Source organism: Leptospira borgpetersenii serovar Javanica, assembly GCF_003046425.1.
Lineage (GTDB): Bacteria > Spirochaetota > Leptospiria > Leptospirales > Leptospiraceae > Leptospira > Leptospira borgpetersenii.
This window is the reverse complement of the sequence record NZ_QAJG01000041.1, coordinates 1-13,175: the sequence shown is the minus strand read 5'-3', so window position 1 is coordinate 13,175 and position 13,175 is coordinate 1. Positions and strand designations below refer to the sequence as shown.

Annotated in this window: 9 protein-coding genes and 2 pseudogenes; 7 read left to right on the top strand and 4 right to left on the bottom strand. The window is 41.8% G+C overall.

The annotated features are described in order from the left end of the window. Nucleotides 1-615: 615 nt before the first annotated feature. Entirely contained in the window at nucleotides 616-1,323 is a 708-nt protein-coding gene (locus tag CLV95_RS17940) for a DNA alkylation repair protein (RefSeq protein ID WP_002722459.1), read from the bottom strand. Between the two features lie 714 nt (nucleotides 1,324-2,037). Here CLV95_RS17940 and CLV95_RS17930 point away from each other — a divergent pair. Continuing rightward, nucleotides 2,038-2,560, top strand: a pseudogene (locus CLV95_RS17930) (Hcp family type VI secretion system effector). Between the two features lie 175 nt (nucleotides 2,561-2,735). On the opposite strand, the pseudogene CLV95_RS19960 reads toward CLV95_RS17930, so the two are convergent. Both CLV95_RS19960 and CLV95_RS17920 read right to left on the bottom strand, forming a co-directional pair. After that, nucleotides 2,736-3,142, bottom strand: a pseudogene (locus CLV95_RS19960) (DUF6984 family protein). A gap of 344 nt (nucleotides 3,143-3,486) precedes the next feature. After that, entirely contained in the window at nucleotides 3,487-5,049 is a 1,563-nt protein-coding gene (locus CLV95_RS17920) for a Ppx/GppA phosphatase family protein (RefSeq protein ID WP_002734462.1), read from the bottom strand. A gap of 190 nt (nucleotides 5,050-5,239) precedes the next feature. On the opposite strand from CLV95_RS17920, the gene CLV95_RS17915 reads away from it, so the two are divergent. The 6 genes from CLV95_RS17915 (at nucleotide 5,240) to CLV95_RS17890 (ending at nucleotide 12,462) form a co-directional block, all read left to right on the top strand. Beyond that, nucleotides 5,240-6,262 carry a rod shape-determining protein gene (locus tag CLV95_RS17915; protein WP_002724608.1) on the top strand — a complete coding sequence of 341 codons (1,023 nt, stop codon included), beginning with the start codon at nucleotides 5,240-5,242 and terminating at the stop codon, nucleotides 6,260-6,262. Nucleotides 6,263-6,333: 71 nt separating this feature from the next. Beyond that, the gene (mreC, locus tag CLV95_RS17910; protein ID WP_002724631.1) at nucleotides 6,334-7,440 is read left to right on the top strand and encodes a rod shape-determining protein MreC; all 1,107 of its coding nucleotides are present in this window, start codon (nucleotides 6,334-6,336) and stop codon (nucleotides 7,438-7,440) included. After that, nucleotides 7,440-7,952: a rod shape-determining protein MreD gene (mreD, locus tag CLV95_RS17905; RefSeq protein WP_002724635.1), complete on the top strand. Its 513-nt coding sequence runs from the start codon at nucleotides 7,440-7,442 to the stop codon at nucleotides 7,950-7,952. The genes mreC and mreD overlap by 1 nt, the downstream gene beginning before the upstream one ends. Before the next feature lies 1 nt (nucleotide 7,953). After that, nucleotides 7,954-9,900: a penicillin-binding protein 2 gene (gene mrdA, locus CLV95_RS17900; RefSeq protein ID WP_002724551.1), complete on the top strand. Its 1,947-nt coding sequence runs from the start codon at nucleotides 7,954-7,956 to the stop codon at nucleotides 9,898-9,900. After that, nucleotides 9,887-11,392 (top strand): rod shape-determining protein RodA, encoded by a 1,506-nt coding sequence (gene rodA / locus CLV95_RS17895; protein ID WP_002734435.1) that lies wholly within the window; start codon nucleotides 9,887-9,889, stop codon nucleotides 11,390-11,392. The genes mrdA and rodA overlap by 14 nt, the downstream gene beginning before the upstream one ends. 260 nt (nucleotides 11,393-11,652) lie before the next feature. Further along, nucleotides 11,653-12,462: a hypothetical protein gene (locus CLV95_RS17890; protein WP_026054108.1), complete on the top strand. Its 810-nt coding sequence runs from the start codon at nucleotides 11,653-11,655 to the stop codon at nucleotides 12,460-12,462. 57 nt (nucleotides 12,463-12,519) lie between these two features. Here CLV95_RS17890 and CLV95_RS17885 read toward each other — a convergent pair whose 3' ends face one another. Continuing rightward, entirely contained in the window at nucleotides 12,520-13,083 is a 564-nt protein-coding gene (locus tag CLV95_RS17885; protein ID WP_002724545.1) for a hypothetical protein, read from the bottom strand. Between the last annotated feature and the right edge of the window lie 92 nt (nucleotides 13,084-13,175).

The window sequence follows — 13,175 nt, the reverse complement described above, 5'->3', positions numbered from 1 at the left end:
GTAAAAAGCCTCATTCTTGTCGGAACACTTGAAAAATATCAGTTTTTGATCCTTATGATCCCAAAAGCCTTCTTAATTTGTGGGTAACGTTATGGTATATAACTCTTGGCTGACCGATATCTATTTTTCTAGGGAATAAATATACGGATTTGGTGTTTTTACTATCCGAATCGAAGTTTTTTCCATTCAAGTATTCATTTCTGTTTTTACGATTTTTAAAAGATCATAATCAAAATCGCGGAAGAATCGCCTATCTTTCCCGTTCAGATTGACTTCTTCTGAAATTGATTTTTCCGATGTAGAGGGCTTTCCTTTTCAATCACTACGATGAATTTTTAAATTCCTTTGATGAAAATCGAATATCATTTTTTAGCGATATTGATTGTTTCGAGTCTTTGACATGACAATAGATTGAAATCGTCCATAAGTTTCTATTTTGATTATCCGAAATAATGTGAATTCGATATAAGAAGTTTGGGCGAATCGAATTACTTGTAAATTTCATAGCTGAAACGCTTTTGTAAAAAACGTTTCAGCTGGATTTTTCTGCTTTATCAGAAAGATCTAGTTGCAAGGTTCATCGATTGGCTTTGACGATTTTAAAAAGTTCTTCGTTTAACAACGAGCCGTCTTTTTTTTGTTTCCGATTTTTCCCATTTTACGCATCTTTAGGATATATTCGGGGGCTTTCGGGACTTTGCAGGCCGTTTTGCCCATTATCACTTCTACTATGCCGATCTTTTTTGCAGTTTGCAAAGCTTCCTCGGTAAGTTCCGGATAGAAACCTCCGACCGCGATTACAAAACCGTTCATACAATATTTTACTCGGTTCTGGGATTTATGAATTTTGGACTCTGCTCTTTTGAGTAACTTGGAAATTTCTTTCGACTCGATTTGATCATTCGGAACGATCGACAACAAACTGGAAAACGTACTCCATCCGGAGGAAGCGATGCTTTCCTTTTCGGATTCGATCCATTCTCTCGCGAGTTCCCAACCGTATTTACTTTCCGCCGCGATCCATGCTACGGTGCATTCGCTGATCATTGGAGAAGTTGCATTATTGGCCCAAAACTGCAGATCTTTTTTTTGGATTTGTTTTTCGTCGGCTACGAGTCCTGCAAGATACATTGCGTCCGCATTTCCCGTTTTATAAAGTTTCAGGGAAAGTTCGTTGTTCTTTTTGATTTTCTTTTGGATCTTTTTTAAGTCTCCTACTTTGACTCCAAAAAGTGGTTCTTTTGCTCCGTGATTGACGAATATCTTTTTGACAGACGGTGTTCCCATTTTTTTTAATTCTCTCATGATTTGTTCTAAGTCCATATTATAAAATCCTACTTTTTAAATATTGCTTTCGTGTTTGAAGGTTCCTCGAACCATTGAGAATAGTTTCCCGGAGTATAGTTTTAAAAATGTATGTCCGTTGTAGTTATCGACGATTCTTGAATCGACCAAGATTTCATTTAGGTTTTCTTTTTAAAGAAGATTTTTTAAACCAAGTGATTTGTTTGAACTCCAACGTTTTGTTACGATGACGGCAGGCCGTCTTTGGTAAGAAATTTGTTTCCGTAAATTATACGCAGCATAATATCAGAACCTGCTTTTAGAAGATTGTAACTATCTTTGTGAATTCAGTGCACAGGAACTAAATCGCAGAGCTTAGTATTATGCTTTGTCCATAAATACCCGGATCTTACTATTGAAGCGTATGAAGATAATACTATGATGAACTTGTTTCAAAAGTTAAAATGTGTGCTCTTCTTCAAAAAAAACAATTCCGAATTACAACGGTTTTTGAGGATTTTGCCTCTTTGCAAAATTGTTCGTTAATTTTAGTACTACTTTTAAGTAACTTGGAATAACTTTGAGTTCGTTTCAGGAATTGAATTTTTACCGATGAAAAATATATCTTTTGATTGCAAAAAAAACGGATCAATAGCGGTAATTACCGTTTCAATCGGATTGCTAAACGGACATTCTCAAAAATGTTCGAGGGATTCCATAAGAATTCATGGATATTTTTTTGGAGAATATGATATGTTAAAGGTTGTTTGTTTTTTAATTACGTCCTTGCTGATCCTTCCTTTAAATGCGGAAGAAATAGACCTCGTCAATAAGATCATTCTGAAAATTACGGATTCTTCCATCTTAAAAGAAGGAGATAAGATGCAATTTGAAGTCCTTTCTTATAACCATGGAGTAGCTATGCCGATTATGACAGAAGGACCTAGCCCGACCTGTCTATCAAGACTATACGGTGACGAAGTATTTAGATTTATATTCAGCATATTTGTTGGAAAAATGTGCGCGTGGAGGAATGATTCCGGAAGTAGTCCTAACCTACTACCAAAGAAGTAAGAACGGATCCTTCACTTACAAAGCTTTGGAAGTTCAGATGGTCAATGCAATGGTCACGAGTGTAAGCGTAGGGGGAGGAGGAGATCGTCCTATTGAAACGATAACCTTAAATTTTGATTCTATTCGATACTCGGTTACGGCGCTGTCTTCTTCCGGAAAATTGGAGACGAAAACATTCTTAAGCAAAGTTTCGAAAAATTAGGAATCGATACTTCGGTTCGCTTGCGCACGCGCCAAATAGCCGAAGACGAAACGATTGATCTATGGGAGTTTTGATTGGAATGGATGAAAAGTTTTTAAAAAGTCTATTTTTGAAATACTTTGTAAATAAAAAAGACTTAAAAGAATTGGAATGTTTTACTGATGGCATTTAAATTTTAGAATATTCTATTTTTATTGTGTTTATTTTGTGATTGAGCGATTGGGATGTCCTCTTTTTTAGGAAAATGTAGCAGGGATTAAAATCAGTTTTCCAAATTTCCAATTCAAAAGCCAGTCCTTTGTTGTCCAGAAGGATCGATGCAAGAACTAAAATCCCATCTTCGTCGTAAAATTGAACCTCTTTCCATTTTCGACCAAATTGACGATTTGTTTCTTCATTCGGATCGTATATAAATCGAATCGAACCCATATAACCGTCCGAAGTTCTTGAATCAAGATAGAATCAAAGGATTTGAGACCGATCGATTTTGGATCATCTTTACCAATAATCTTAAGTAAAAAATCTTTTTCCTCCGGTAAGGGTGCGCGATTCAGAGGAGTGAGAAAAGTTTTTATTTATCATAAAAATTGCATATTTCTAAGAGCGTGTCCCAAAACCATTCGATCTTATCGGAATCCTCGCGGATCGCTGCAATTGTTCCTACGTTTTGGGACAGACTCTAAATAAAAATCTTAAATTAACGTGAGTTCGACGTTTGAAAATGAGAAAGAATTTTCTAAAGTAGTAGTTCCTACAATTTTAGAATTTGTTCGTAAAATCGTGATTTGTGGTATTTTTCCGCATTTAAGAATAGATTTACAAAGTTCAAACCCAACTTGTTTTTAGAAAAATGAATCATGGATTCTTACGCCGAATTCACGTTAAATAAAACGAATATTAGAAAAGCGGAACGACTTATTTTGTCTTTAATTTCCTGTTACAAATTCCACCGAATAGCCAAAGGTTTCTTCAAACGCGATTTTTTGTTCTTCCGCCGCCCAGATTTCCAAAGAAGGATCGTAACCCTTGTTTGTGTGTAAGACAAAATGGATCTGATTTTTTTCCGTCTTACAAGTTACCGAAGGAACCAGTCCGCCTCGGTTACGATTCAGCGCCGAGCTGATTCTTAAGATCGCGGAAAGCTGACAGACCAGGTTCCGATTTTTCTCCGCGAGTTTGTTGAACTCCCGATGTTTCAGTTTCGGAGTATTTTTTCTATGATAACGAGCGGTGAGAGCGATGATTTCGATCTCCAAAAAGGTAAATCCTAAGAGCATTTCCGAATTTCGAATCATATAATAACTGTGTTTGTGATATGCGGAATGAGAGATGGATTGACCGATTTCGTGAAGAAGAGAAGCTGCTTCCAAAAGTTCTCTCTGTTCTTGACCGAGTTTATGCATACTTGCCAGTTGATCGAAGATCTGAAGACTCAAATTGGCGACATGTTTGGAATATTCTTCGTCTCTAGAAAAGGCTCGCATGAAGTTATCCACCGAGGTTTGTCGAATTGCGTCCAGATGTTTGGAGTGTTCCCTACTTTCAAAATGTTCCCATTTGCGAATGGTATCGTAAACGATTCCTTCTCGGAGGGCGAACTCGGAAACCGTCAAAGCGGGAACGTTTGCCAGATCGAAAATCTCTTCCAGGATAAGAGTTCCTCCGATAATGATGTCGGCTCGTTTGCTATCGAGTCCGGGAATCTTGGTTCTTTTTCTATATGTGTCTGCTTCCAAAATTAGGTTTCGGATTTTCTTAAATTCCGAGGTCAGAAAGGAAAAGTTATTCAATGAGATTTCTTCACTTTCACCTCTTGACGCAAGAATCATTCCGGCAATCGCTTGGATGGTGCCGGACGAACCCACGACCAAATCCGGTTTTAAATCTCTGAGAATCTTTCGAAAGGGAAGAAGCATTTCTTCTATAAAGAGTCTGCACTTTCGGATACCGGAGTTGGAAAGAGGTTCTTCCTGAAAGAATTTTTCTGTGAGTCGAATCGCTCCCAGTTTAAAACTTTTAGAGAATAGAATGTTGCCTCTGTGGCCGACGAGTATTTCCGTACTTCCTCCACCGATGTCGATCATCATGATCTTTCGATCGAAAACGGGAATTCCTTGGAGGATTCCGAAATAGATCAAACGGGCTTCTTCATAACCGCTTACTACGTCGATGGATATGCCCGTTTCTTGGTATACAACTTCTAAGAATTCTTCCCGATTGGAAGCTTCTCGTAACGCGCTTGTGGCGACGGCTCTGATTTCCGCACCGGCGTTTTCCGCGAGAATTTTAAATCGTTTGAGGCAATCGATTCCTCTTCGAAAAGAATCCGAGTCGATCGGACCGTTTTCTTGTAACCTGTTACCTAAGCGAACCGATTCTTTTTCTCTTGCGATGGCTTCGAAGGTTCCGTTCGTTCTAACTCGAACGATGATCATGTGGAATGAATTGGTGCCGAGATCTATGGCTGCGAGAGGTTTTTCCTGAACCATGATGGAACAAAATGTTTCTCCGCTGAAATGAATCCAGCCTAATTTGTTTTCTGATTTTTTTGTTTTGAGGTTGCCGGGAACCTAAGCGTTGAAATTATTGAAACCTGTCCAATGAAGAAAGTTCTGAAGAATTTTCCGTTTTAAACAGATAATAAAGATAAAAAACCTCCGCGGTTGAAAGGTACATGAAATGATCTTTGATAACCTCTACGCCCTGTTTTCCAACGATATGGGAATCGATCTAGGGACGGCAAATACACTGGTACATGTAAAAGGACAGGGGATCGTTTTATCCGAACCTTCCGTTGTCGCGGTTCATGCGGCTACCGGTAAAGTTCTCGCGGTAGGGCAGGAAGCAAAGCGGATGTTGGGTCGGACACCGGGTGAAATTGTGGCGATCCGTCCGATGAAAGATGGAGTAATCGCGGACTTCGAAACCGTCGAAAAAATGATCCGTTATTTTATCGCAAAGGTGCATAACCGTACCACTTTCGTAAAACCTAGAATCGTAATCGGAGTTCCGTCCGGAATTACCGAGGTGGAGAGACGGGCCGTTCGTGAATCCGCAGAGCAGGCTGGGGCGAGAGAAATTTTTCTGATTGAAGAAGCTCTTGCCGCCGCGATCGGAGCCAATATCCCGATCAACGAACCCGCAGGAAATATGATCGTGGATATTGGTGGTGGTACGACTGAAATTGCGGTGATATCTCTTGGCGGGATGGTAATTGCGGAATCCATCCGCACCGGGGGAGATGAATTTGATGAAGCGATCATTAAGTATCTCCGAAATCAATACAACCTGGTCGTCGGGGAAAGAACCGCGGAAGACATCAAACTTACGATCGGAAATGCTTATCCTGAAAAGAAGGCGGAAACGATGGAAGTTCGTGGGCGGGACGCAATTTCCGGACTTCCCAGAACGCTTGAATTGGAATCCAACGAAATCCGTAAGGCTCTCAAAGAACCGACCGATGAAATTTTAGATGGAATCAAACGTGTCCTAGAAAGAACACCTCCTGAACTTGCATCGGATATCGTTGAAAGAGGAATCGTACTTACGGGAGGAGGATGTCTCCTCCGAGGGTTGGAAATGTATCTTTCTAAGGAAACGGGAGTGCCCGTTTTCCGTGCGGAAAACCCGCTTACATGTGTGGTTCTTGGAACCGGAAAGTATCTAGACGAGTTGAAATATATCAAACCTGGTATACGTTAAGAAGTTAGTTGAAATAGCTAACGTTCCGAGCGATTTTTGTTCGGACGAATTCGGGAGCAGAAGAAGATTCGATGTTATGGTTTCAACTCAGTCGAAGTAAGGAGACTCTTTCTCTTCTTTTCTGTATTCTGTTCTCCGTATTTTCCTTAACTTTTCGAAGCAACGTAATCGTCAGGGGAATCGCAAGCTTTCAACGAGTCGGAGACGTAGTGTCCGGCTCCATTGATTCTTTTGGTGGATTCTTCAAAGGCGCTTACAATAAGCTGGAATCTTTTGAGACCATACGTAAGGAAAGGGATTCTTGCGTTGCGGTTATGGAAGATTATAAACTACTTCCGCAGGACTTGGAAAAAGCGAATCGGGAAAATGATTTTCTCCGAAAGGAGCTTCGCTTTCAAAGCAGACAAAAATATGCGAGTCTCAAGGCGGAGGTTTTATCCGTTCGTTTAAATTCCATTTATAGAACCATCATCATCGACAAGGGTTCCGATTCCGGAATCAAACCTTACATGCCGGTGACTGCAAGAACTGTGGATCAAAAGGGTGCAATCATAGAAGCGCTTGTCGGTAAAGTGATTGCTGTGACCGGGGGATCGGCCGTAGTCCAACCTCTCATCAATTCGAACTTCAACATGGGAGTATCGATGCCGGATACCAATCTTTGGGCCAATCTTTCGGGAAACTCCGGAAGGGGAACCGAAGCGCTTTTGAATTATATCGATAGCGGAATCATTATCGATCCGAGAGTGTTCGGGGAATATCCGATGGGACCGAGTGAGATGATTCAGTATACGGAGTCTTTGAGTAAGATTGGTAAGTCGGTATATACTTCCGGAGGCGGCGGGGTATTTCCCACTGGGATTCCGGTAGGAATCATTACGGAAGAAGGACAACGAAACGGAAGTTTCAAAAGCGCCTATCTTAAACCTTTTGTTCGATTTGAGATGCTTGAGAGTGTAACGGTCATTTTGAAACTTCCGGAGAAGTGGCTGGAAACTTGGCCGGAAGGACAGAATATTACGATCGAAAATCCTTATTTCGGAGAGCTCAATTTTCCGGGAGAAGATCGTTCGAAAGAAAATCAAACGAAAAATCCTCTGCCGCCTAACGGGAATCAGCCGCAAACGAATGCACCGAAGAGCCCTTCGACTTCTGTTCCGAACGAGGAAGATTTGTAATGATCTTAGAAAAACTCGTTATCGCAGTCGGCATCTTAATCGCGCACTTTTTAAATGGCTCGAATCTTTTCGAAATCGGTTCGGCGATCAAACCGGACTTTATGATTCTTCTTGTGCTTTTTTTCGCTTTGAGAAGGGGGGCGCTCTACGGACTCTGGATCGGATTTTTCGGAGGCCTTTTGACGGATAGTGGACTCGGCGGTGAAATTGCGATCGGAAACGTGGTTACATATAAGATCGGACTTCATTCCTTGACTTTTTGTCTGATCGGGTATCTTGTCGGAAAATTTGCTCGTTCCGCATATCATGAGAATTATTTTTCGATTACGATCTATTCTCTTCTAATCACCTTTGTCACGAGGGTTGCCACGTATTATTTGTTCTCCTTATTTTTTCATGAGAATATGAGTTATTCCTTATTCTTCACTTCGTTTTTTAATGCGCTCATCGCCCCGGCCTTCTTTTATGCCCTAACTTGGATCTATCAATTGGATCACATGGGGGACGCGTAAGTTGTTCGGCGGAGCGCAGTCTGCGTCGGAATACCGACTTGAAAAAAGTTTTCGTCTTCGTTTATATATCTTTTCCGGACTTGTGGTGTTTACGCTCGCCGCGTTTATCTTTCAATTATTCAATCTACAGATTCTCAACGGGACGAGCAATGCGCTCAAAGCGGAAAAGTTCGTGAGAAAGAGCGAGACCATGCCGGCCGCGAGGGGACAGATGTTCGATCGTAATTTTCTCACTCCGGAAACTTCCATGGCTCTCGTTTCGAATTATTCTTCCCTAGATGCGATCTTAAACACGTCCTTGTTCAAGTACGATCCCGCTTCCGTAAAAGCGTTTATTCAGGAATTTGCACGGACACTTTCGATTCCGATCTCTTATTACGAGAACGAACTGATCGAGCCTCGTTTTTCGAGAAACCTAAAGGCTAAAAAGCCGATCGTTCTTTTGGAGGGAATTACACATGCGCAACAGGAAAGAATATCAGCGTTTGATAATATATCTAAATACATTATTCTCCTGCCTTCTCCTAGGCGAATTTACAAAATGGGCCCGGCCCTCGCACACGTAACCGGTTATATCGGGAAACCGACTCGGGAAGATCTTCTTTCCGGGGAGATAAAATCGTATCAATACCTCGGAAAAAGCGGACTCGAACTCGAATACGATTCCGAACTTCGAGGAGTGGACGGATTTAGGATTCAAAAAAGAAGTTCCGAAGGAAACATAGAAGAAGAGCGCGTTGTGGAACATTCTTCACCCGGAAATAATTTGATCTTAACGATCGACAAAGACATTCAGATTGCCGCTCACAAAGCGCTCAAGGGTAGTAGGGGAACTGCGATCGCGATCAAGGTCTCCACTGGAGAAATTTTGGCGATGGTTTCCAACCCGAGTTACGATCCGAATATACTTTCCGGGAAAAATAAGGCGGATCGAACCGCACACTACAACCGAGTCAATAGTAATGGAGGATTTTTAAATCTTGCGATCCAATCCAAGTTTCCTCCGGCTTCCACTTATAAAACATTAGTCGCGCTTGCGGCATTGGAAAGTCAACACAAGATCGGATATACTCCGGAGACGACGTTTTCTTGCAATGGAAGTTTTGTATTAAAATCCACGTTTGCAGGCGTTCCCGATCAGGTTTTTAATTGTTGGGAAAAGGGAGGTCACGGAATAAATGATCTTGCACATGCTTTGCAGAAATCCTGTTCGGTATATTTTTACAATCTTGGATACAAACTCGGTTCCGACGCGATTTTAAACTACTCCAGGCTTTTCGGATTAGAAGACAAATCCAAAGTGGACCTTCCAGGAGAAATTACGGGTTTTGTCCCATCTTCTGCGTGGAAAAAAAGAACGTACGGGACCAAGTGGTTTGACGGGGATACGATCAATTTATCAATCGGGCAGGGGTTTATCTCAACTACACCGATGGGAATGGCATTATTTTATATGGGACTTCTCAATCGTGGGCAAATCTATCAGCCGTATGTGGTGAGTGAAATTCGGGATCCTGTGGATAACTCTATCATCAATAGAACTACACCCCAAATACTCAGAGATATTCCGATCAATCAGTCTTCTGCAGAAGCGATTAAAGAAGGATTAAAGCTCGTGATCAAAAGTGGGACTGCGGCGTACGTTTTGAACAAGCCGTTCTTACCGGATATCGCAGGAAAAACGGGAACAGCTCAGACGAGAAGAAGAGGCTCTTCCGGATCCAACCATGCATGGTTTGTGGGATATGCTCCCGCAAATGCACCTGTCAGTGAACAGGTATTAGTCGTAGTGTTTGTGGAGTACGGAGTTGGAGGGGCGGCGGGAGCTGCTCCTGTGGCGAGAGAAATGTTTCATGCCGCGTTTCCTCCGGGAACGTTCAAAAAATCACAGGATATAACGCCCTCTTCTCCTTCTACGGGGCAGGAGGGAACGTTTGAAGCCAGATAAGTCCATAGAGAGAATCGATTACTTTTTAGTGATTTCGGTCGTGATTGTCGTTCTTTGTAGCGTGATGACCCTATACAGTCAGGAAGTCAATTTCGAAGATGGTCCCGGAAAATGGTATCGCCAGCTGTTTTATTTCGTCATCGGACTTGTAATCATGTATTTCGTGTCGAGGATCAACTATCAGTTGTTAGGTGCTTATGCGCTTGTGATTTATGTGTTCACAATTTTCTTACTGATAATCACGTTAATTCCCGGAATCGGATATTTGCCTTCGGGAAGAGGGGCCCGCTCTTGGATCAAAATTGGACCTATCGGGATTCAAACCTCTGAGTTTGCAAAGTTGTCCTCGGTGATTTTATTGGGTCAATTCATGGTCTTAAAGGAAAAGGATATGAAGAACTTAATTGTTCTTTCGATTCCGTTTGTAATCGTGATCGTTCCGATGGTATTTATTCTACTGCAGCCCGATTTCGGAACTGCGGTATCTTTTCTGCCGATTTTGTTTACGATGCTCTTTTTCGGAGGAGCGGATATCCTTCACATCGGATCCTTATTGGCGTTCGGAGGAATTACTCTCATGGTTCCCATGTTCGTGGAATATTCTAGACTGACTTTGATAAACGACATCGCCGACTTTTTACAAAGGACCGGAAAAACGGATCTTTTATCCGTGGTTAATCGACTCGGTGGAAAGATATGGCTCGCGCTCGACGGAAAAGACGTAAAGACGGCCAATCTTACTCCCAAAACGTTAAACTCATTGCGGGAAGCGGTGGATCAGGTTGTGGAAGTGGAGGGAGGATTTTTCTTTAAGATTTTCTCCAATCAAACTCTGCTTTTGACTTTTGGAGCGATCTTTTTGATCGCTTGTCTTGTTATGGTGGGAATCCGAATTGCCAGAGGAAGCAGAGCATTAAGACGATATTATATACCTTTGGGGATTTTGGGAATCAGTTTGATCTCCGCGGTTGTAGTGATGAAAATCGTGCCCTTTAGAGAGAACCAGGTGATTCGATTAACCGCGTTTTTAAATCCGGAAGAATTCAAACAAGGAGCCGGGTATCAACTCAGGGCTTCGAAACCCGCGGTCGGATCCGGTAGATTTTTCGGAAAAGGTTTGATGAATGCAGAGATGACGGAAGGAAGAATCCCGCACGTCCCCGAATCGAGCACCGATTTTATTTTCGCTTCTTGGGCCGAGCAGACCGGGTTTTTAGGGTCCGTATTTTTATTATTCTTTTTATTTTCGATTCCGCTCAGAGGTTTACAGATCAGTTACGAGAGTAAGGATAGATTCGGATCTTTACTTGCATCCGGAATCGTCGCGTTACTTTTTTATCACATGGCGATTAACATAGGTATTGTGATCGGGCTTATGCCCGTGACGGGGATTCCTTTGTCGTTTATGAGTTACGGAGGATCGCATTTGATCATGTCCATGACCGCGATAGGAATCATACTTTCGATTAAAAGTAGAAAACACGCGAACTGAATTTCTATTTCTCCAAAAAAAATTGAACGATCTTGCGCTTTCTATACGAGGCATAAAACGATTTATATTATAAACTAGGGTGGAATTCGAGAAAAGGAAGTGCTGGCCAAGCTAAAAGAAATGTTGGAACTGCATTTAGAATCAAGATTTTTCCGGAAGTTATTAAAATCTGTAAGAAATAGGTCGTTGTTATTTGAAGAATTTAAACGTTTCTCACTCTCGAAAAAAAACTGCGATTGTCCGATATTAAAAATGCGCCTATGGACCCTGTCAGAGATTCCAGATTCTTTTTCGATTTAAAACGTAAATTCGAAGTCATATTGGAAGAGGTTGAAAAAAAGACCTTCGACCAAAAGGATGAAATTCGGGAATTGGAAACCCTTTGGGAAGAAATGTTCAATCTCGCAGGAAAAAATGATTCTCCCTATTTTCAAATCCGTCTCAAAACCCTCAAAAAACAACTCGATACGTTTGTAAAAAATAAAGGCTACGAAAAAAACGAATTCGATAAAATCTTTCATCAGCTCGACAAGATGAAACGGACAGATTCCGTAGAATTTTTGGACGAGTCCCTCAGAAACCGTCTCGGAAAGATCGCAGAAAATCATTATTCATCCGGAGATATGATTTCTTCCGGAATTGTGTTGCCGTCCGCGACGGCCCAAAAGGGAAATCAGTATATTACCTTTCGATGTGGGACGATTTACTTTATCACCGATCGATCTTCTTATACCGTTCTCAAGGACTTGGATCGAAGGAAAAACATCGTCGAATACAGAGGGGAGATTTATAGGATTTTTCCGAGTTCTTTCGTTTATGGTCTTTCCGAAGAGGAATACAGAAACGAAAACTTTCTCACAATGAATCTTCTCGTTCTCAAAAGGGAAGCCGGATTGGAATTCTATCGTTATGACACGTTAGGAGAAATATTTCAGATCAACGAAGGAACTTTCCGCAAAGGCCTGAAGCCTCTTGGCAGTGGCGAAGTTCGAGAAGAGGGCAATCGGATCCGGAATTATTTCCGAAAAGCCGGAATTCGGTATTACTACATTCCCGCCGAAAATTTTTAAGTAAGCAAATCTCTTTCGATTCGCGTATCTTGTGTTCCAAGCCGTAAGATCGTTTGTTCAATCCAATTTTGAAAATACGGTCTCTGCGGCGCGTTTGGAAATGCGTTGATACTTTGCATAGGAATCGACTAAGGCCGATCGAATCGCGCGTTTGTTTTTGACTCCCGATTTTGCAGATGTGTCGACTAACGCTTGAATAAGATATGCTTCGGGTGCCATAAACGTTCTCGTTAAGACGATGGAAGTAGAACCGATTGATCGCAAAACTGGCCCGAAGTATTTTTCGCTTTCGCAAGCTAAGACCGCAGCGGGCTTCGGGGAACGAGAAGACCGTTTCCAATTCGGAGGTAAACGATCCATCAGTCGATCGTGACCCGCCCATATGATCAGATCCGATTCGCTGTTTCCAGCGCTCGCGTTTAAGAAGTCGCTTAACGCATCGTCGATTTTGTCTCCTGCATAAGCATGAAATAGAATCGAAACTTTCTGTTCTCCCTTGCCGGGAGTTCGTTCCACCCGAAGTCGTCTTAAAACGGAAGAACCCGATGGCTCGTCTTTGCGTTCGACGACTTTGTAGCCGGATGCCTTCTTAAAAAAAGATTCCACGCCGTAGGCTGCCATAACGTTACCCACAAATTAAGAAGGCTTTTGGGATCATAAGGATCAAAAACTGATATTTTTCAAGTGTTCCGACAAGAATGAGGCTTTTTACT